This is a genomic window from Rhodococcus sp. 14-2496-1d, from assembly GCF_002259365.1.
Taxonomy (GTDB): domain Bacteria; phylum Actinomycetota; class Actinomycetes; order Mycobacteriales; family Mycobacteriaceae; genus Rhodococcoides.
Map to the genome: position 1 here is coordinate 90,068 of NZ_NPFV01000010.1, position 20,734 is coordinate 110,801.

Below are 20,734 nucleotides of genomic sequence, written 5' to 3' on the forward strand. Positions count from 1 at the left end.
CACCATGGGTAAGAAAGTTCTGATCGCCGGTGAAAGCTGGATGACCACCTCGACGCACGTCAAGGGCGTCGACGAATTCACCGTGCACTCCTACGTGGAAGGTGTCGGACCACTCAAGGACGCCCTGGCTTCCCGCGGCCACGACGTGGTGCACATGCCGGCGCATCTGGTGCCGACACAATTTCCCGGTAACGGCGAGGCTCTGTCCGCCTACGACGTCATCGTCCTCTCGGACATCGGCGCCAACTCGATTCAGCTCGCACCCAGCGTCTTCGATCGTTTTCAGGCAGGCGAGGACCGCCTGGTCGAGCTCCGGAACTGGGTGCACGACGGCGGTGCGCTGCTGATGATCGGCGGATACCTTTCGTTCTCAGGGTTCCAGGCCCGCGCTGCGTTCCGGCAAACAGCACTCGCAGACGCTCTGCCGGTGACGATGCTCGCCGAAGACGATCGCGTAGAGACCCCAGGTGGCATGGTCCCCGTGGTCGTCGACGACAAGCACCCCACCGTGAGCGCCAGCGGGATCGAGTGGCCTGCACTCCTGGGCTACAACCGAGTGATCGCCAAGGACGGAGTTGCCGTCCCCGCCACCATCAACGGAGATCCGCTCGTCGCTGCGGGCACCTACGGCACGGGCCGCTCGGCGGTCTTCACCTCGGACTGCTCACCGCACTGGGCACCGCCGGAGTTCTGCGAGCAGTGGCTCGGCTACACCGATCTGTTCGACGGCCTGATCACCTGGTTGTCCGCGGAATGAGTCGCTCCGCCGAACTGATTGCGCGGCAACAACGCAACCTCGTTGCAGCGCAGCGCGTCCCCTTCATCGTCGAATCGATCGACGGCACACTACGCGACGACCACTTCCGGCGTTACCTGGTGATCGAGGAGGCGTTCGTACTCACCGCGGTGCGCATCCTGGGACTCGTCGTCGCAGAGTCCGAGTCCTTGGACGACGCAACCGATCATGTGGTGTCACTGTCGAATCTCGTCGGTGAGCAGCGGGAGTACTTCGCCGGGCTACGTGAGCAGTTTCCGTACGACGGCGATACCGACGAGTTGATCGAGAGATCGTCCGTACTGTCCGACTACGCACTGGGACTTGCCCGTCGAGACGGCAGGGCCGCAGCACTCGTGGCGATGTTCGCCGCAGAGACCCTGTACCTGTCCTGGTGCCGCGCAGCACTCCATACGTCGACCGATCGCGAACCGGCGCTGCAGGAGTGGATAGAAATGCATACCCGACCTGCTTTCGTGGCGCAGGTCGACGCGTTGGCCCGAGAGGTCGACGCCATGAACGCTGTGGACGATGCAAGGCTGGACGAGTGGTTCGCAGGAATGTTGGCCGCCGAGAACGAATTCCACAACTCGGCGATGGACTAGTGCCTGCACTTACAGGCGTTCGACGATGGTGGCGTTCGACAGGCCGCCCGCCTCGCACATCACCTGCAGCCCGAAGCGTTGCTCACGTTCGGCGAGGGCGTGGACCATGGTCGTCATGATGCGCGCACCGCTGCCGCCGAGGGGGTGACCGATGGCGATGGCTCCGCCGTTGACGTTCACCTTGCTCGGATCGGCCCCGGTCTCCTTGGCCCATGCGAGCACCACGGAGGCGAATGCCTCGTTGACCTCGAACAGGTCGATGTCGCTCATCGTCAACCCCGCCTTGGCGAGCACCTTCTGCGTGGCCGGGATGACGGCGGTGAGCATCATCAGCGGATCGTCACCGACCACGGCGAAGCTGTGCAGCCTGGCCATCGGCGTGAGGCCGAGCTCCTTCGCCTTCTCGCTGGTGGTGATCATGACCGCGGCGCTACCGTCGTTGATCTGGCTTGCGTTGCCCGCGGTGATGTTCCATTGGATTTCGGGGAACCGCTGCGCCATGGCGTCGCTGTAGTACGCCGGACGCAGCCCTGCCAGGGCCTCCAGCGTCGACCCGGTGCGGATCCCCTCGTCACGGTCGAGCCCGCGGATGGCGCTGATCTCCCTCTTGAAGCGTCCCTCTTCGGTTGCCGCCGCGGCCTTCGCGTGACTGGACAATGCGAATTCGTCCATTTCGGTCCGGCTGATACCCCACCTGGCCGCGATCAGTTCGGCACTGATGCCCTGCGGCACCAGACCGTCCGGATACCTCTCGGCGAAACCGACACCTGCCGGGTCCTCGGTACCGATCATGTTCGAGCCCATCGGGATTCGACTCATGGACTCCGACCCGGCCGCAATCGCCAGATCGTAGGCACCGGAGATGACGCCCTGAGCGGCGAAGTGAATCGCCTGCTGGCTGCTTCCGCACTGACGGTCCACCGTGGTCGCAGGCACGGATTCGGGATAGCCCGCCGCCAATGCAGCACGTCGAGTCATGTTCGACGCCTGATCCCCCACTGCGGTGACGACACCACCGATGACGTCGTCGATCTGGTTCGGGTCGATTCCACTGCGCTGCACAACTTCCCGAAGACTGTGGGCCATCAGGTCCACTGGATGTTCGGGATGCAGAGTGCCGTTTGCCTTGCCCCGTCCGACCGGGGTTCTGACTGCCTCGACGATGACTGCGTCTCTCATGACGGCTCCTTGTCCGATCGACCCGTTCCTATCGGATCGCTGACACCACGGTACGAGCTGGCTATGGTTTTGTAAAGTCAGTAGTATCGTGATATGCCCCTCCACATGGACGGCCCACTGTCCGACCTCGACTCCTGGACGGCCGGCGACCGCTGCTCCATTGCGCGCGCCTTGTCCGTGGTCGGAACCCGATCCGCCATGCTGATCCTGCGCGAGGCCTTCTACGGCACGACGCGATTCGACGACTTCAGCCGACGCGTCGGCATCACCGACGCCAGCAGCGCCGCCCGACTCAAAGAATTCGTCGACGCGGGCATCTTCGTCAAACAGCCCTACCGCCCCGACAAAGGACGAACACGCTACGAGTACATCCTGACGAAAATGGGGGAAGACCTGCTGCCCGTCGTACTCGGGCTGATGCAATGGGGCGACGAGTATCTACAGGATGATGACGGGCCCCTCGATGTGGTTGATGCACAAGGAAACCCAGTGCACGTCCGGATCACCGACAACAACGGCGCGGAAGTGCCGGTGAACGAACTGAGAGTGCGCATCGCCTAGCCTCCGGTGTTCGACTCGAAGAGACGCACACACAGCGGGCACGACGCGTAACCTGCTGCACGTGGTCAACGATCTACAGCGCGGCACCGGAGGCCGACCCGACAGGGCCTGGACCGCACTGGTTTTCGGTCTCACCCTGGCCGCAGCCCTGTCATCGCTGTGGCACTTCGCCGCGCCCCTCGCGCCCTTCGACCCGGCGGCTGTATCCGGCGAGACCGGAAGCGTATCGATCATTGGCTACGCGCATCTGTTCACCGAACAGGGGCCACCATGGTTTCCGTCGTCGCTCGTCATCGGCGCACTGACTCTGTGCGTGGTTGCTGCGGCAGCACGGATTCGAGGATCTCGGCAGTCGCTGTTCTGGTGGCCCTTGCCGACGTCGGCGTTTCTCGGAGCTTCCTTGTGGGCCTCCGCCGCCGTCAGTCCGCCGCAGGTCTCCGACATTGCCTTGGTTCACCCCGACTCGACGGCCGCGCAGATGTCGGAGTCGCCGCTGTTCCGAGAATCGAGTCTCGTGTTCCTGATCGAATGCCTGGCAGTGTCGATCGTGATCGGTGCAGTTTTCGCGGGTGTTCAACACAGGGCCGACCGACGCTGAGGCCGAGTACGTTCAGGCCGTGATCGCCTGGCGTTGTGCGAGGCCTCGCGATGCGGTCAACTGTTTCTGCAGGATCGACCCAATCAGCAATGGTGCTGCAGCGCATGCGGCAATCGGGCGCGCGCTGCACGACACCACGCCGTCAAGAAGGGCAGATCATGAACATTTCGGTACATCAAGTGGTCGTCGACTGCACCGACGCCCGTGAGTCCGCCGAGTTCTACCGGCAACTGCTGGGATTCGAGTACATCCCCGGTGACGCCGAGACGATCGATCCGGATTGGCTCGCGATCACCGCGCCGGACGGTTCGTGGCGAATCGCGTTTCAACAGATCGACTCACTACCGGCCGCAACATGGCCGGACGGCGAGCACCCTCAGATGTTGCACCTGGACTTTCGCGTCGACACCGTCGAGCAACTCGACGAAGAGCACACGCGCGCACTCGAATTGGGTGCGCAACTATTGCGGGACCTGCGGGACGACCCGGAAGAGCCGATCCGAATCTATGCCGACCCGGCCGGCCATCCGTTCTGCATCTTCGTCGGGACGTGAACCGGCGCCCCGCACATCAGCTCCCCACATTCGGATACCCGACGCCGATCGGAGTCACATATCCACAACCGAGGAGCCGATCCGCGGACTACGGACGCCAACCGAGCATCCGAGTGGTGTGGTCGAGTGCCGCCCGGGGCACACAACCACACCACTGCCGCAGGCACTCAGCCCAATTGCACTGTGACCGTGGCGCGGTGACCGAAGATTCGCTTGCCCTCGAACGTGGCACCCAGTGAGATGACCGCAGTACGCGTCGCCTCGTCCTTGGACTTGATCTTGCCGGTGAAGACGATCTCGGCGGCCTTGTGGGTGTCCACCGGGATGGGGGTGGTGAAGCGGACGGTGTAGTCCTTCACAGCGCCCGGGTCGCCGAGCCACTCGGTGATGTACCCGCCGCCTACGCCCATCGTGAGCATCCCGTGGGCCAGCACGTTCTCGAGATCGATCAGCTTGGCGAACTGCTCGCTCCAGTGAATCGGGTTCGCGTCGCCGGCAACACCTGCGTAGTTGACCAGGTCACCGCGGGTCAGGCGCACCGTGCGGGGCGGCAGTTCGTCTCCGACGTTCACCTCGTCGAACTTCTGTGTGGGCCGACCCCGGTACTCCTCGACGACCAGAGGTTCGTGTTCCTGCGGAGTGGACAGTGTGCCGCTCTCGCCGGAATCGGCACCGCTGACGTCCGTCGTCGCGCCGAACATCACCAAGTTCTTCGCAGACTCGGCGATGGCCGGATCGATCTCGCCGGACCGACCGACGAGCAGCGTGGTGTACGTGGTCTGCACCAGTTCGTTCTTCTGGTTGGACACGACGTTCTTGGTGACCATCATGTCGCGTCCCATGACCGTCTTGAACGAGTCGAGCGAGACATCGCACGTCAGTTGATCGCCGGCGAGGATCGGCTTCTGGAACACCAGCACCTGATCGGTCTGGAGGATCTGGCTCAGGTCGTAGCCCTCGGCGATGGACTGGAGAAGCTTCTTCTGCGCAAGGGTGCCGACCAGCGACATGAACGTCAGAGGCGCGACGAGGGCACTGTGACCCAGCGCGGCCGCGGCATCTCCGTCCCAGTGGGCGGGGTGGAAATCCTGGACGGCGCGGGCGTACTCACGGACCTTCTCGCGGCCCACCTCGTAGTAGTCCTCGGTGCGGTAGTGATAACCGACCATGCTCCGAGCATGTTCCGCCGGATCGAATGCTTCACCGTCGGTTGCTGCCGTACCGGACTCCGCTACCTGCTCTGCCACTGTTGTCCCACCGTCTCGTACCCCACTGTTCACCATTACCCGAGCAACCTACCGAACAACGGCGTTCGTTGGCCAGGCCGGCGGGTTCAAGCCGAGCGGTGTCGCGGTGAGTCGTGGTAGCCCACCATGCCCACCATCGAGGCATGTTGCGACGGCGCGACGTTGGCGATCGTGGCGCCCCGCGGGCGGTGTCGACGCGACGCGACCGCGTCGACGGCCATCAGAGCCGCACCGTGCGCGGTGAGAGACTCCGGATTGGCGGGTGCGACGACCGGCAGCATCAGATCACGACGGAACAGGCGCCGCAGCGTCGGAATGTTGGCGCAGCCACCGACCATCACCAGGGCGTGAACGGCACAGGGCGCGTCGACGATCACACTGGCCACCCAGTCCTCCAACGACCGAATGCTGCGTTCGAGAACATCATCGAAAGTGTTGCGCCACAACCTGACCGGACCACCGACGAAGGGTCCGGCAACTTCGGCCACCCGCAGTCGAGAAAGCTGCTCACGCGCCGTTCGGACCGATACCGTCAATTCTGCCCGTGCCCGATCGGACGCCAACTCGTCCGCTCCGTACGTCGAGAGCAGGTAGCGGGAGAGTTGCTCGTCGCAGCTGTTGCCTCCGAACAACGTGGTGCGCACGGAACTGAAGACCGTACCGGTGGCCGGGTCTGCCACGGACACCGTGGTGCCCGACGCCCCGATGTCACAGACCGCGACCGTACGAGCGCCCTCGAGCTGGCCCGTTCCCTGCAGATACCGCAGCTGAGCTCCGAGTTCGGAGGCGACCAGCAGTCGATCGGCCTCGTACGTGGAGTAGGCGGACGTACGCGCGCGAGCACCGGGATCGTCGGGTACCGCCAACACGATGTCCGTTCGGTCGACCATCTGATCGCGCGACATGGAGTCCAGCAAGTCGATGGCGACCTGAAGGTGATCGTCAGGATCGAACGAGTGAACGATGTGGGCCGACCGCACCGACTCGTCGATCGCATCGACTGCGACCCCTCGGGCAGTGGCAGAACCCACCGAAACACCAAGGACTGTTCTCATGATTCCTCGACTCGACTGGCTACTCCGACCTGCCGATAGTAAACCGCCGAACCGTCGTCTGGACAGCAATCTCGGTATCTGAATGAACTTTCGGTTTGTTTTGGGACATATAACAAGTAGCGGAACCCGTACCGACCGATCTCAGGCGACGTGATCGAAAGGATCGCGACGGTACGCCAGCAGCGGACCCCACTCCTCCTGCGCCGAGGTCATCGCCGCACAGGCGACGCCGTTGGCCGAGTCCATTCCGCGCGCGGCCGCGACGATGGACCGAGCCGACTGCACGAGGGAGACATCGAATCGGAAGCTGTGCGCCGCCAATTCGGCGAACGCGTCCTCCGGACTACAGCCGCGCAGCGCGATGAGAACACCCACCGCCCTGTCGATAGTGGTGCGAGCCAACGGTTCTGCTGCGGGATTCTCGGTCATCGAATACTCACCGTCTGCTGGTCGATGACTCGATGGTAGCCACGCATGAGCAGAAGTTCAGGTGTCGGAGTCGAATTCACACACCCGTCACGAGAAGGACTTGTCCAAGTATCAAAAATGCACGCTCACAAGGGAATCAACGAATCGATCTCACTCGACCGGACTCGCAGCCGGTTCTTCGTCGACGGTCGTGGGTTCGGTGGTGACCGGAACCTCCGTGGTGGTCTCGATCGGGCTCGTGGTCGTCGGAGGATCGGGGTCGGGCTCCGGCTCGACGGTCGTCGTTTCTTCTCCACCCGAATCACCACCGCCACCCGAGTTGCCGCCGCCCGACGCCCCGCCGTCCGCATCGCCGTCCGAGTCGCCACGACCTTCGCTGCCGCCGCCGGAGACCACGCCGGGTCTGCCGCCACCCGATCCGGCCCGGGAGTCCCCACCCCCCGACGAGCTCATCGACGTGGGGACCGGACTCGCGGGGAGCGCTTCACTCCAGGTACCGACCGGCACCGGCCCGTACACCGGTGCCTCGAACACCCCGGCCTCGATGGACGGAACAGCCGACGGCGCAGGCGGGGGGACCGCCGAACCCGCGACCACCGACACCGACGACGACGCGACCTCGCTGCCCCCGGCCGACGGCATCTCGGTGCGATCCGCGCTGTCGACCACGGAATTCTGGGTCGGACCGGCCGCCGACAGCGCCCACACCGTGGCTCCGCTCAAAGCGGCGAGAACCGCGACGCCCAAACCGATCATCGTCAGTCGCGCACCGCGTGGAGTGCCGGCCGCATCGCTGCCGGAACCGTTCCAGACCTCGTCGACCGACTCCGCAGGGACGTCGACCGGCCCGCCTGTCCACGCAGTGAGAGCGTCGACGGTGCCGATCAGTGCTGCTGCGACTCCCAGCGGAACCTCGGCGTTCAACCGCGGATCTCCGGCATCGACCACCACGACATCGCGAACCTCATGGGCGGCGAGCGCTGCACGGACGATTCCGCAGAGCGCGATGCTGTCGCACACCACTCCGGAACCGCTGATCCGCAGGTCGTTCTGGGCCGCTTGCACCCTCATGATTCCGAGCATCGTGGTGACGGCGTCACCCACGCCGCCGGGAACCGCCGCAACGGACACGGTGCGCGTGGAGATGGCTCCCAACTCGGGTAGATCGGCCTCGACCAGCACGGCCGACACTTCTTCGGCACCGACGTGTATCCCGAGCGCAATGGCCATGGTCGTCGACTCCCCCCGACTTCGATTCGGGCTCAGAGTACCCTTCGAGCCTGAAATCGGGGAAACAAATTGTTTTACTCGATCAGAACTCCAACCTGCTCGCCTCGTCGCGGGCCGTCTCGGCGGCCCGGCGCTCGCGCTCGAAGAGCAGGCCGAAGGTGAATCCGTTCTCCCCCGCCGTCGTGCCTGCTCGCGCGCCGAGGGTACGCAGAATGTCCGCCGCGATCACCGCGTCCTGATGCTCTCCCAGCACCTCCTGAATCGTCTTGAAGTGCTTGATGTTCGCTTTCGAGACCTTCTTGTCCACCACCGGTGCAACCAACTCGGCCGCATACCGTGCTCGTTTCGATGCCTTTCGTGCCCGATGCAGCGCCTCGTCGTCGGTACCGCGCACGGCACTCTTCGTCCGATCGATCGCTTTCTTTCCTGCCTTGCGTGCCAGCTTGACCAACACGCGCTCGGTGACCTCGCCGTCGATCGGTAGCCCGCGCGACCACTCCGCCAGCGTCGTGAGCAGCGCGCGGTAGCGCTCTCCGTCGAGTTCGCTCATCGCCGCCTCGCGGTACCGAATCTGCTCGGCGAGCAGGTCGTTCTCGATGCGCGACGCGACCGGCCCGAGCACCAGTTCGGGCGGTAGTTCGCGCAACGCTGCGGCGAACCGGGCACGTTGCACCTGACGATCGCGCACTTCACCGAGAATGCTTGCATACCAAGACAGTTCGGCTTCGAGCTGGGCGGCGGGCTCGTCCTCGAACAGGCTACCGAACACACGAAGGGTACTGCGGTATCGCCGAATCGCCACCCGCGTGGAATGAATCGGATCCAGCCCTCGACGCAGATACACATCGCCTGCGACGATCGCCTGCGCCTGCGCGTCGAGATAGTCCGCCAACAGCACCACCCCGGGTTCGGCGGGTACCTGACGCACCACCGACAGCGCCCGATCCAGCTTCGACGGATGCGCCGACGGCCGGGCACCGGCAGCCCGCAGCACCTTGCCCGCCTTCTTCAGAAACGACTCCGAGCCTGCGGGTCCGAGTTCCACCTCGACCTCCCGCCACCGCGGACCGGTCGCGCCGCCGATCAGGACGACGGAGACCTCGTCGTCGGCCACTTCCGCGACCATAGCCCCGTCGGCGTCGGACACGGTGTGAATCGTGCGATGCGTCGTCAGAGTCGCGACCGCAGACAACTCCGCGCCCATCACCGCACCGCGCAGCACGTCGTTCAGCTCGTCCGGCACCGCACCGTGCGCTCCGTTGCCGAGAGGGAGCCGAATCTCGGTCCGCGCCTTCTCCGCCGGGACCTTCGCATGCCAGCCGTTGTCGGAATCACCGGTACGACGCCGAACCGTGATTCCGCGTCGCAACAGGTCGTGGCCGGTCGTGTCGAAGTACTCACTGCTCAGGTCGGTCTCGCTCGACGCCAGAGCGCCGCCGGAGGGCACCAGTGAAGCGAGAGTGGGCAATCGGAAATCTGCGTCGACGTCGAACTTGTCTTCGCGCTCGGTCTGAATCGACTCCATACCTGTCATCCTGCCTCGAGTACCGGGGCCGATGGAGTCCGAAACTGCAGACCGGTCAGCGTCGCGGAAAGTCGAAGTCCGGCAGCGGAAAATCGAACGTCCGAGTGGACCGTGTGGTGGTCGGCGGACGCGTCGTCGTCGCCCGGGTCGTCGTGGCGGGGCTCGTCGTGGTCGGACGAGTCGTGGTGACAGGCGGGACAGCCGTCGGTACCACGGTCGACCGATCGGGGGTGAGCGTGTCGGGTGCCGTCGTCTGCTGAATGTCGGACGGGGCACTGGTCGTGGCCACGGTGCGCCGCGCTGCGGTGGTGCTCGCCGCGTCGGAAGTGGTCGGTGTTGGGGCCGAGGGCGACGTTGCCGACGGGTCGACCGGAGGCGAGGTCTGCGCCGTCGTGGTCGCGGGCGGCAACGACGACCCGGTGGGGTCGGCGGGTGATCCGTCTGCGGCAGGCACCACGGACTGCGACCGAGCGGTCGGTGAGGCGTCCTGCGAACTGTTCACCGACGGAGACGGCTCGTCGCCGCTGGTGCGTGCGGCCGCAGTGACCACGGTGCCGGCTGCACACACCGCCACGATCGCCGCGAGTGCGCCCCCGAGATGCCGAGACTTGTTGACCCTGGTCATCCGCTTGGAGGAGGTGTCGCTGTGCCGTGGGCGCTTGGAGACCACCGGGGCGATCGCACCCACCTCCACGTCTGCGGAGTCCCGATCCACGGCAGCGAACCGATCGGTGAGCACCTCGGGCGGTGCCGGGGTGGGCCGCCGACCCACCGTCCGCGCGATCCCGGCAGCGCCGTGCGCCGCCAGCAGTTCCGGCTGCTCGGGCACGTAGACCGGCATCGACACCGCGTCGAACAGGACCTGCCGAATTATCTGCATGTTGGCACCACCACCGACAGCGACGATGGCGTCGACGTGGATGCCCTGTGCACCGACCTCGTCGAGCACGTCCACGGCCATCGAGACGGCTCGGCGCACCGCGTCGCCGATGAGCTCGTCGAGATTGCCACGCCACAGCGATGCACGTCCGCCGACGAACGGTCCGATGATCGACACGCTGCGAAGCAGTGCCAGTTCGTGTTTCCCGGCGCGGACGTCGTGAACGAGCCGCCGCCGAGCCTCGACCGTCAGCGCCTCGGCCGCACCGAACGTCGCGATGAGGTGATCGCACAGCACCCGATCGCAGTCGTCACCACCGAGGGCGTCCGTACGACGCGACGCGAGGACATCACCGCTGTCGACATCCACCACTGATACCGAGGTACCGGATGCACCGACGTCGAACAGAGCGACGCAGCGCTCACCGGCGAGCACCCGCGTCTGACGCAGCGCACCCAACTGGGCACCGAGTTCGGAGACGAGCACAACGCCATCGGAGAAGTCCTGGTCGTAGGCCGTCTTGGGGTCGCTTTCGCGCAGTGCGAGCACCGGATGGAAATCCGCGGACGCATACTCGGTCGCCAGATTGTGAACCGACGTGATGACGGCATCCCACGGATCGGGAGCGAGGCCGTTGGGTGCCGGCCGGGATGCGACGGGCTCGTGTACTTCCAGGACAGCACCGGAGCGAGCGTTGTCGCTGATCACGCTGCGCAGACCACTCGACCCCAACGAAGCGCCGAGTACGGACACATCGGGAACCGCGGACACTAGAAACCTCGCTCTGGTAGGCCCCAACCCACGTCGAGTCACCAGAGTACCGCTACAACCGGACATTCACCACGTTTCGCGGTGAGAAACAGACCTCGGGATCGTTTACTCGACGCTGGAGCGAGCGAAGTTCAGGTAGGCCTTCGACGGTGTCGGCCCACGCTGGCCCTGATACTTCGACCCCACCGCGGCGCTGCCGTACGGATTCTCGGACGGCGAAGACAGCCGGAAGAGACACAGCTGCCCGATCTTCATACCCGGCCACAACGTGATCGGCAGGTTTGCGACGTTGGACAACTCCAGCGTGATGTGGCCACTGAAGCCCGGATCGATGAAGCCTGCGGTCGAGTGCGTGAGCAGACCCAGCCGCCCGAGCGAACTCTTCCCCTCGAGCCGACCGGCCAAGTAGTCCGGCAGCGTCGTCAATTCCAGCGTGGAGCCGAGAACGAACTCCCCCGGATGAAGAACGAACGGCTCACCTGCGGCAGGTTCGACCAGCGTCGTCAATTCGTCCTGCTGTAGCGACGGGTCGATGTGGGTATAGCGGGTGTTGTTGAACACCCGGAAAAGCTTGTCGAGCCGCACATCGACACTCGACGGCTGAACCATCGACGGGTCGAACGGTTCGATCGCGAGGTTTCCCAAGGTCACTTCGGCACGGATGTCACGGTCGGAGAGCAGCACCTCTGCAGGCTACTGGTCCTGGGCGGTCCCCCGCGACACACCCGAACCCCGATCACGATACGTAGCTCCACAAAGGAAAAGCCGGACAATCGAGCGGCACGACCATTCACATTCGGGCAACTCCTATCAGGAAGAGTGAAATGACAATTCCGTTCGACGTCCCCTCGTACTGGGACGACAGATCACAATGCCTCGTTCTGGCCACCACTCCCGCCGAGAATCCGACCTTGTGGGAACAATTCCTGGGCGGCGCAGAGGAAAGCTATATGCGACACGGTGTGACCACCGCACTCGAAATGTCGACTATTCGCGACGGCAGCACCACCTCACTGTTCTTCGCCGCACTCGACCGAACCGGGCAAATAGTCGGTGGAGTACGAGTGCAAGGACCGTATTCCTCGGTCGATCAATCTCACGCACTGATCGAATTCGCCGAGTACCCCGACGGGCTCCGGCGCGTGCACACCATGCTCGACGAACGCATCGGCCACGGAGTCGTCGAACTCAAATCTGCGTGGGTCGCTCAGGGCGCACCCCACGGCCGGGCCGTCACCGCGATGATCGCGGAATCACCCGCCTACAGCACCGCGCTTCTCGGCGCGCGCTACGCGTTGGCCACCGCGGCATCCCACGTCCGCGCCGCATGGCTCGACACCGGAGCGGTCATCGCCACCCAGATCGCACCGATCCCCTACCCCGACGAGCGCTATCGAACCGAGGTGTTCTGGTGGGACAGAACCACACTCGCATTCAACGCCGATCTGGCCACCTGGCGCCGGATGCGGCAGAACACCGTCACCCTGCTCGCGCACCGCCGCCCAGCCGCCGAACTCCCGGAAGCAGTCGCATCATGAACGATCGACACCTACCCGGCCACCACTGGAAGCCTGTGATATTCGACGAGACCGACGCCACACAGCGCGCCGCTCTCGACGAACTCAGACGCGATCCGACCCTCACATTTCTGGACGAGAGGAAGACGCAGAGAAAAGGCCTCCTCTCACTTCTTCCCAGCCCTGAGCAGAGCCTTCTCGACGAAAACGACAGGTGGGTCTTCTTTCCATGGCGGAAAACCGTCGTCGCGGTACTCGGACCGAACTCGTTCCGACACCTGAGGCTCGACAGAAACCGAAACAAGATAACTCTCGCGGAACAGAATTCTTTAGGAGATCTCACGATAGGAATCATCGGGCTCAGCGTCGGACACGCCATTGCCCACACCCTCGCACTCGAAGGAATCTGCGGGACGCTTCGCCTCGCCGATTTCGACGAGATCGAACTTTCCAACCTCAATAGAATTCCCGCGTCCATCCTCGATCTCGGCGTCAACAAAGCGGTCGTCGCTGCCCGACGCATTGCCGAAATCGACCCGTACCTACGCGTCGAAATCGCCGAGGACGGCATCACCGAGAACACCATCGACGAGTTCTTCGACGGACTGGACCTCCTCGTCGAGGAATGCGACTCCCTCGATGTCAAAATCCGGGCCCGCGAGGCGGCCCGGTCGCGACGCATCCCGGTACTGATGGAGACCTCCGACCGAGGGCTTCTCGACGTCGAACGCTTCGACCTCGAGCCCGAACGCCCGGTGTTCCACGGCGTGCTCGGCGAGATCGACTCTGCGAGTCTGCGAGGGCTCGGCACGCGCGACAAGATCCCGATCGTTCTCGATCAGCTCGACGCCTCGCTGCTCTCGGCGCGCATGGCCGCTTCGATGGTGGAAGTGAGCGAAACCATCGAGACCTGGCCGCAACTGGGCGGCGACGTTCAACTCGGCGGTGCCACCATCGCCGCAGCCGTTCGACGCCTCGGCACCGGAGCGCACCTGCCGTCCGGACGAATCCGCATCGACCTCGACACCCATCTCGATGCGCTCGTGCCCCCGAACCCGACGCGTCGGGTGCAGGAGCCCTCGGTCGATACCGCCGTCGACGCCCGACGGGCCTGCGTCGATCCCGACGCGCTCGTTCTCGAGGCTGCCCGTCGAGCGCCGTCCGGTGGAAACAGTCAGCCGTGGACCTTCACCCGCGACGGACGCACCGTGCGGATCGAGGTCGATCGTTCACGAACCTCGACGCTCGACATCGCCTTCCGCGGCAGTTGCGTCGCCGTCGGTGCTGCCGCTTTCAACGCCCGAGTGGTGGCCACCGCGCAGGGCAGGCTCGACCGCACCGACGTCGGCGAGAACGGAGTCGAGATCACGCTGGGCGCGGGGGACCCACAACCCATCACCGATCGACGGCTGCTCGACGGCGTTCTCGAGCGGTGCACCAACCGGGAGTTGGGCACCGGCGCGCCGTTGGACGCGGACATCGCCACCGACATCGCCGCTGCAGCGGCCGCAGAAGGTGGACGGGCAGTGCTGCTGACGACACCCGAATCCATTGCCGCGGCCGCGGATGTCCTCGCCGCCGCGGATCGCATTCGGTACCTCACACCGCACCTGCATCGAGACATGTTCTCCGAGTTGCGTTGGCCGGGAGATCTCGATCCCGATCGGGGCATCGAGGTATCGACTCTGGGGATCGACGACGCAGACCTGTCCAAGCTGGAGATCGTCAAGCGGCCGGACGTCATGGAGCTCGTGCAAGTCTGGGACGCCGGCGCGGCACTGGGGACCGATATGCGGGATCGAGTGCTGTCGAGTTCGTCACTTGCCGTGGTGGTCGTACCCGGATCGACCGCGGAACATTACATCAGAGGAGGATGTGCAACAGAGAACGTATGGGTAACTGCGCATTTGCGTGGATTGGCGGTGCAACCGGTTTCCCCTGCGTTCCTCTACGCCCGAAGCGCGGAGGAGTATCGGCAACTGTCGACGCACCACGCAGAAGCACTGCAGCAGTTGAGTTTTCGGTTCCGCGCACTGCTTGAAATGGAAAGCACCGAATCCGTTGCACTGGTGTTGCGGCTCAGTTGCGCCCCGAAAACAGCCATACATAGTCGCAGACTTCCTGTTTCAGCGTCTGTATCGGGGTAGAGTTCCGGCGAAGACCAGGGGGAACAGTCCTGCACTGAGTCTACGAGAGGCGGGAGTAGGGCCCTGGAGCACAAACGGACGCTCGAGGTCCTCGTCACCGGCGTCGCGACCGAACTCATGGGAGTCGATGCGGCGACGGTGCGCGAGGCCTACGAATCCGTGCTGCGGCAACTCGTGGACTACCTCGGCATCGACTTCAGCTTCCTCCGACACAACGACTTCGAGGCCAGGGCCACCAGACTCACCGCGGAATGGCCACCGCGACTGAGCGTGCCCGATCCGGATCCACTGGCTGTGGTCTACTTCGACGACGCAGACTCGGTATTCCGCCTGGCCGAGACACTGACCGAACCGGCAGTGTTTCGGCCGGATCCGGAACAGGAGGACTACCGTCGACGCGTCGAGCAGGGGTCGGGATTCTCCGCGACCTCGATGGCCGTCGTGCCACTGCTGCACTCCGAACGCACCACCGGCATCCTCGGCTTCATCAAGATCGGTGACCGAAGCTGGTCCGAGGCAGAACTCAACGCGCTCAAAGCAATTGCGGCACTGCTCTCTCAACTGCAGGCACGGGTGATCGCCGAGGAGCAACTCCGATTCTCGGCACAGCACGACCCCCTGACCAAACTGCCGAACCGCACGGCTCTCGCACAACACCTCCGCGAACGACTCGACCCGTCCATGCCCGGCCCCGTCGCCGTGATGCACATCGATCTCGATCGACTCAAAGCACTGAACGACTTTCTGGGCCACCTGGCCGGAGACCACTACCTCGAGACCATCGCCGATCGACTGCAGAGCTTCGTCGGCAGGTCGGCCGGTCTCGTCGCACGCCTGGGCGGCGACGAGTTCCTGGTGGTACTGGCCGGGCCGTGCTCGGCCCGCGTCGCAACACACCACGCCGAGATGATCGCCGAAGCCGTGAACGCCCCCGTCACCCTCGGAGTCGAACGCATCAGCAGAAGCGCGAGCATCGGAATCGCCTTCGGCCAGCCCGGCAAACACACCGCCGAGTCGCTTCTGCGGCAGGCAGATCAGGCCGCCCTGGTGGCCAAACGCGCAGGCGGCCACGACATCGCCCTGTTCACCGAAGAGATGCACGCCGACGCCGAACTCCGCAACGACGTCGAGATCCACCTGCGCGAAGCCATCGCGGGCGACTCGCTCACCCTGCACTTCCAACCCGAGGTGGACCTGGTGACCGGACGCATCACCGCGGTCGAAGCCTTGGTCCGATGGCAACACCCCACCCGCGGACTGCTCCCCCCGTCCGCATTCATTCCGGTCGCCGAGGAGACCAACCTCGCCGGTGAACTCGGTCGCTGGGTCCTCGACCACGCCTGCCGCACCCTCGCCGACTGGCAACGCGAGATCCCCCACCTCGACATCGCGATGCGCGTCAACATCTCCCCCGTCCAACTCGTCACCAACGGATTCGTCGGTGCCGTCGCCAGAGCACTCACGGAATTCTCGATAGCCGGGCCCGACCTGTGCCTCGAGATCACCGAAGTGGCAGTGGTACAGGACCTTTCCCGCACCCGCGTGACACTGAGCGAACTCCACGAACTCGGCGTGCAAGTGGCGATAGACGACTTCGGCACCGGATACAGCTCCCTGTCACACCTCAAGGAACTCCCCGTCGACGCACTCAAGATCGACCGCGCCTTCGTCACCGACCTGGGCAACGAGAACACCGGCGACCTCGCGATCGTTCAGTCCATCATCGGACTCGCCCGCGCCTTCGGGCTGACCATCATCGCCGAAGGCGTCGAAACACAGAGCGCCAGAAGAACCCTGATCGAACTGGGATGCACCCGCGCGCAGGGATACCTGTTCTCCAAACCGGTGCCGGCCGACGACGCACTCGAACTCCTCCACGGCGTGCGCATCGACATCTGACCATCCTGATAACCTGACATCCGCACCACACGCCGGTGTAGTTCATTGGTAGAACGCGACCTTCCCAAGGTTGAGAGGCGGGTTCGATTCCCGTCACCGGCTCCACCGACCGCCCACCTCGGGCCGTCCTCCTACGGGCTCCTCTCCTGCCCATCCCGGTCGTTCCTGCAGGCTCCACTCCTGCCCATCCGATTTGCTCCCGTCTCGTCCGTATCGCTGAACTCACAGACGCTGCACAGTCACTGCGGTCACTCCTGAAACAAACCGACCACCGCTCAATATTGGTCGATACCCTTGCTACCGACCGGTAGCATGTGCGAATTCATTCATTGTATTCGCAAGAATTCCTGCATTTCCGAAGAAACTTCTTCCGCCTTCTTCGCCGTGCTAGAAATCAAATGTCGACATCTTTTCACCGACAAATGACCTGACAGGAATCCCCCTCATGCGATCACTTTCGACAATTGTCGCGGTCACCCTGACGACGATGGCCGTGGCCGTCTCGTCGGCGACCGCTGCCCCGTCACTGGCCACACCTCCGAGAACCCAAGGCGGAGCCGGAACCCTTCTGTGGGAGGATCAATTCAACGGATACGGTGGACCCGACCCCGCCAAATGGGGATTTCAGACCGGCCGTTGGGGCGCGAGTTCCGGTGAGCAGCAGTACTATACAGATTCCTGGAACAACGCCAACCAGTTCAACGGCTCACTGAACATCACCGCGCGTCGGGAGAACGCACCCGACCGCAAGCGGGCACCGTACAACTTCACCAGCGCCCGCGTGGTCAGCATGGGCAAGCAATCGGTGACGCCGCCGGTGCGCATCGAAGCATCGATCAAAATGCCGAGCGCCCAAGGTCTGCTGCCCGCATTCTGGACCCTCGGTCTCCAACCCGGTGGCGAATATTCATGGCCCAGCCAAGGGGAAGTGGACATCGTCGAAATTCCCGGGCTGTACGGGCCGTCATTCAATTTGCACGGCCCCTCCAAGTGGAACTCCAATCAAGATACGAAGACCGGCGGAAGTATGAATCCGGTCAACAACGGATTCCACACATACCGAATCGACTGGTTGCCCAACAGCATCACCTGGTTCGTCGACGGAGTCGCTCGGTTCTCCCTCACTCAGGCCCAGTACGAGGCGAAGGGCGGCAACTGGAAAGCGTTCTCGGGCTCGTGGCCGCACTACATCCTCTTCAACGTCGCCGTCGGCAACAACTGGGTCGGCAAGACACCGAACAGCACGCCGTACCCGCAGACGATGAGCGTCGACTGGCTACGCGTGAGTCGCCTCTGACCTGCAGAGCAGCACTTCCTGTCCGCACGGGGCCCAGCCACCACGGCTGGGCCCCGTGCGGTGTGCGCGATCGGCACGGTTTCGACGGCAGAACAATTCTTGTGACTTTTCTCAGCGACGCCGTCTCGTCATAGGGACATTCCACAGTCAGGGGAATATCGTCTGTTCATGCGCGGGCCACGGCGGAGTCTGATCACCCTCGTCATCGCCGCTGCCACCGCACTCCTTGCGCCTTCCGCACACGCCGGGCCCGTGTTGCCCATCGCCGCCGCCCCCGAGCAACCCGACCACGCCGATGCCATCCGCTACTCGGCATCGAACCGCGACGCCGCCCCGCCCGGAGCCAACGACATGAGCTGCACACCCACCGCAGCCCACCCGAATCCTGTCGTCCTCGTGCACGGCACCGATGCCACCGCGTACGCCGACTGGGCAGGCTTCGCGCCGATCCTGAAAGCAGCAGGCTTCTGTGTCTTCGCCATCAACTACGGCACGTCGCCGGACGGCAGATCCAACGGGTACGGCGTCATCGAAGACAGTGCAGCGCAACTGAAGGCGATGACGTCGTCGATACTCCAGGCAACCGGTGCCGCCGCAGTCGACGTGGTCGGCTACTCCCAGGGTGCCGCGGTGGCTCGATACTTCGTCAACAGACTGGGCGGCGCCGACGTCGTCGATCGATGGGTGGGAATCGCATCACCGACGTACGGCGGCACCATGTACGGAGTAGCGCCCGTCGTGCAGGCGGTGCCGGGTGCAACCGGTGTCCTGGCAAGCGAATTCGGTCCTGGTCTCGCCCAACTGATGGCCGGATCCGACTTTCTCGATCGGCTCAACGCCGGCGGCGACACCGTGCCCGGGGTGGAGTACACCTCCATCGCAACACGGGTCGACGAAGTGATTCAGCCGTACACCAATGCGCTGCTTCGAGATCCGGGAGCGCACAACATCGTGGTGCAGGACGTGTGCCCCGATACCGAGGTAGCGCACTTCACGTTCACCTACGATCCCACCGCGCTGCGGCTGGCGCTCAACGCCCTCGACCCGGCGAACGCGCGTCCCCCGACCTGCGTACCGGTGCCGCTGGGAGCCGGAATCCTCGACGTCGTCCTCGCCAGCCACTGATCCTCAGGTCAGGAGCTGATACGCCCTGAGCCCGACGTACAGTTCGGCGGCCTGGATCGGATCACGGAAGTCGCGACCGGTGAGCTCGGCGATTCGACGTAGCCGATACAACACCGTGTTCCGGTGGTAGTGCAGCGATTCGGCGGCATCGCGGGTGGAACCGCCGCAGGAGAACCAGGCGTCGAGAGTATCGAGCAGGCTCTGCCGTTCGGCTCGCGGCAACGCCAGCAGATCGCCGAGTATCTGACGGGAGGCGATCCGGCCCGATTTCGGATCGCGGACCAGCAGCAGCGGCACCGGCACCGAGTCGTAGCGCACCGGTGCGGGCGGTGATGCCTCGCCCGAGGTGCACGACCGCGCCAGCCGGGCCTGGCCGACGGCGTCACCGATACCCGACGGCGACCGGAACACCGAGCTCACCCCGACCCGCCCCGGACACAGCTCGCTCAGCGTGACCACAGCGGAGTCGATCTCCGATTCCGTTGCGGCACAGATGAGTCCGACGGTACCGTCCACCTCGGCGTCCCACACCGATTCGGCACCCGCGGTACGGAGGCGGGCGATCAATCCGTCGATCCCCATCGCTGCGGTCAACGGCTCCTGCGAGACCACCGCGAAGTAGCCGTGGTCGGGAATGCGGAACGTTCGCAACGCGTCCGCCGCCGCAGTCGGATTCGCGCCGTGATCGGCGAAGAGCACACGGATGAGGCGTCCACGAGCTTCGGCGCTTTCGCGCGCACGCATGTCGGCGCTCTCTCGATAGGCTTCCGCTGCCTCGTCGGAGTACACGTCGACCAACGCCCAGACCTGAGCGGCCATGTCCAGCAGCGCATGACTCGCCCGGCCGTCCGAGCGTTCCATCAACTCGTCCCAGACCAACCTGCCGCCCAGCCGAAAGGCGTGCAGCAGGGCAGCCAGCGGTACCCCCTGCTCGGCCTTGAGCCGGCCCGCGTCCCGCGCCGACTCGAGCCGCATGGGAGCACGACCGGACAGCTTGCCCAACATCGAGGCCAGATTGCTCCGCGACGCCTCGTAGAGCTGCTCGGTGGTGAGCAGCGTCGATTCGAGGTAGGCGTGCTCGGCCCCCAGGATGCGTCGCACCAGTTCGGTCGCGAGATCGTCGACGCCGTCGAGCATCGTCGCGGCCAGATCGGTCGGTGACGGATGCACATCGAACTCGGTCGCGGTCATGACCGAACTCTAGCCGTACCCGTGTAAGCCACGCCACAGCGAAATTGTGCGGTGGCACAAACTGTCGCATCCGATTGAGGCCCCCTGCCCATAGCGTCCCGCGCCCGAGTGCGACCACAATCACAGTGAAGCCGTGTACCCGAACGACG

The 20,734-nt window shown here is 64.6% G+C and carries 20 protein-coding genes and 1 tRNA gene; 12 read left to right on the top strand and 9 right to left on the bottom strand.

Going from position 1 to position 20,734, the window contains the following annotated elements; translation table 11 throughout:
- Positions 1-4 precede the first annotated feature (4 nt).
- On the top strand, positions 5-757 hold the full coding sequence (locus tag CH296_RS07295) for a glutamine amidotransferase (protein WP_094657475.1): 753 nt from the start codon (positions 5-7) through the stop codon (positions 755-757).
- Complete coding sequence (locus CH296_RS07300; protein WP_094684387.1) at positions 754-1,380, top strand: TenA family protein; 627 nt, start codon at positions 754-756, stop codon at positions 1,378-1,380. Before CH296_RS07295 ends, CH296_RS07300 begins: the two co-directional genes overlap by 4 nt.
- Before the next feature lie 9 nt (positions 1,381-1,389).
- Here CH296_RS07300 and CH296_RS07305 read toward each other — a convergent pair whose 3' ends face one another.
- Positions 1,390-2,559, bottom strand: coding sequence for a thiolase family protein (locus tag CH296_RS07305; RefSeq protein WP_094646031.1), 1,170 nt, complete (start codon positions 2,557-2,559; stop codon positions 1,390-1,392).
- A 93-nt stretch (positions 2,560-2,652) separates the two neighbouring features.
- On the opposite strand from CH296_RS07305, the gene CH296_RS07310 reads away from it, so the two are divergent.
- The 4 genes from CH296_RS07310 to CH296_RS07325 all read left to right on the top strand — a co-directional run bounded on the left by CH296_RS07310 (position 2,653) and on the right by CH296_RS07325 (position 4,272).
- The gene (locus tag CH296_RS07310; RefSeq protein WP_094684388.1) at positions 2,653-3,120 is read left to right on the top strand and encodes a helix-turn-helix domain-containing protein; all 468 of its coding nucleotides are present in this window, start codon (positions 2,653-2,655) and stop codon (positions 3,118-3,120) included.
- Between the two features lie 61 nt (positions 3,121-3,181).
- Complete coding sequence (locus tag CH296_RS07315) at positions 3,182-3,718, top strand: hypothetical protein (protein ID WP_094684389.1); 537 nt, start codon at positions 3,182-3,184, stop codon at positions 3,716-3,718.
- A gap of 33 nt (positions 3,719-3,751) precedes the next feature.
- The gene (locus tag CH296_RS29865) at positions 3,752-3,880 is read left to right on the top strand and encodes a CGNR zinc finger domain-containing protein (RefSeq protein ID WP_218829206.1); all 129 of its coding nucleotides are present in this window, start codon (positions 3,752-3,754) and stop codon (positions 3,878-3,880) included.
- Positions 3,877-4,272 carry a VOC family protein gene (locus tag CH296_RS07325; protein ID WP_094630521.1) on the top strand — a complete coding sequence of 132 codons (396 nt, stop codon included), beginning with the start codon at positions 3,877-3,879 and terminating at the stop codon, positions 4,270-4,272. Before CH296_RS29865 ends, CH296_RS07325 begins: the two co-directional genes overlap by 4 nt.
- A gap of 167 nt (positions 4,273-4,439) precedes the next feature.
- Here the strand turns inward: CH296_RS07325 and CH296_RS07330 are convergent, their stop codons facing one another.
- The 7 genes from CH296_RS07330 to dcd all read right to left on the bottom strand — a co-directional run bounded on the left by CH296_RS07330 (position 4,440) and on the right by dcd (position 12,093).
- Complete coding sequence (locus tag CH296_RS07330; protein WP_032396614.1) at positions 4,440-5,555, bottom strand: fused (3R)-hydroxyacyl-ACP dehydratase subunits HadA/HadB; 1,116 nt, start codon at positions 5,553-5,555, stop codon at positions 4,440-4,442.
- A 50-nt stretch (positions 5,556-5,605) separates the two neighbouring features.
- Positions 5,606-6,574: an Hsp70 family protein gene (locus tag CH296_RS07335; RefSeq protein WP_032396615.1), complete on the bottom strand. Its 969-nt coding sequence runs from the start codon at positions 6,572-6,574 to the stop codon at positions 5,606-5,608.
- Between the two features lie 141 nt (positions 6,575-6,715).
- The gene (locus CH296_RS07340) at positions 6,716-7,003 is read right to left on the bottom strand and encodes an ANTAR domain-containing protein (protein WP_094684390.1); all 288 of its coding nucleotides are present in this window, start codon (positions 7,001-7,003) and stop codon (positions 6,716-6,718) included.
- 150 nt (positions 7,004-7,153) lie between these two features.
- Positions 7,154-8,233: a hypothetical protein gene (locus CH296_RS07345; RefSeq protein ID WP_094684391.1), complete on the bottom strand. Its 1,080-nt coding sequence runs from the start codon at positions 8,231-8,233 to the stop codon at positions 7,154-7,156.
- Between the two features lie 82 nt (positions 8,234-8,315).
- The gene (locus CH296_RS07350; protein WP_094684392.1) at positions 8,316-9,758 is read right to left on the bottom strand and encodes a CYTH and CHAD domain-containing protein; all 1,443 of its coding nucleotides are present in this window, start codon (positions 9,756-9,758) and stop codon (positions 8,316-8,318) included.
- Between the two features lie 55 nt (positions 9,759-9,813).
- On the bottom strand, positions 9,814-11,409 hold the full coding sequence (locus tag CH296_RS07355) for an Hsp70 family protein (RefSeq protein ID WP_179277653.1): 1,596 nt from the start codon (positions 11,407-11,409) through the stop codon (positions 9,814-9,816).
- Positions 11,410-11,514: 105 nt separating this feature from the next.
- Complete coding sequence (gene dcd / locus CH296_RS07360; RefSeq protein ID WP_094684394.1) at positions 11,515-12,093, bottom strand: dCTP deaminase; 579 nt, start codon at positions 12,091-12,093, stop codon at positions 11,515-11,517.
- Positions 12,094-12,233: 140 nt separating this feature from the next.
- Here dcd and CH296_RS07365 point away from each other — a divergent pair, with 140 nt between their 5' ends.
- From CH296_RS07365 to CH296_RS07390, 6 genes are all read left to right on the top strand, one after another.
- A complete protein-coding gene (locus CH296_RS07365) occupies positions 12,234-12,947 on the top strand; it encodes a hypothetical protein (RefSeq protein ID WP_094684395.1) in 714 nt (237 codons plus the stop codon).
- Positions 12,944-15,073: an Rv1355c family protein gene (locus tag CH296_RS07370; protein ID WP_094684396.1), complete on the top strand. Its 2,130-nt coding sequence runs from the start codon at positions 12,944-12,946 to the stop codon at positions 15,071-15,073. Before CH296_RS07365 ends, CH296_RS07370 begins: the two co-directional genes overlap by 4 nt.
- Before the next feature lie 117 nt (positions 15,074-15,190).
- Positions 15,191-16,972, top strand: a complete 1,782-nt coding sequence (locus CH296_RS07375) for a bifunctional diguanylate cyclase/phosphodiesterase (RefSeq protein ID WP_094684397.1) — start codon at positions 15,191-15,193, stop codon at positions 16,970-16,972.
- Positions 16,973-17,003: 31 nt separating this feature from the next.
- Positions 17,004-17,077, top strand: a tRNA-Gly gene (locus CH296_RS07380).
- A gap of 340 nt (positions 17,078-17,417) precedes the next feature.
- Complete coding sequence (locus CH296_RS07385) at positions 17,418-18,269, top strand: glycoside hydrolase family 16 protein (RefSeq protein WP_032396624.1); 852 nt, start codon at positions 17,418-17,420, stop codon at positions 18,267-18,269.
- A gap of 168 nt (positions 18,270-18,437) precedes the next feature.
- Positions 18,438-19,394: a triacylglycerol lipase gene (locus tag CH296_RS07390; RefSeq protein ID WP_094630528.1), complete on the top strand. Its 957-nt coding sequence runs from the start codon at positions 18,438-18,440 to the stop codon at positions 19,392-19,394.
- Between the two features lie 3 nt (positions 19,395-19,397).
- On the opposite strand, the gene CH296_RS07395 is transcribed toward CH296_RS07390, so the two are convergent.
- Entirely contained in the window at positions 19,398-20,585 is a 1,188-nt protein-coding gene (locus tag CH296_RS07395) for a CdaR family transcriptional regulator (protein WP_032396626.1), read from the bottom strand.
- Between the last annotated feature and the right edge of the window lie 149 nt (positions 20,586-20,734).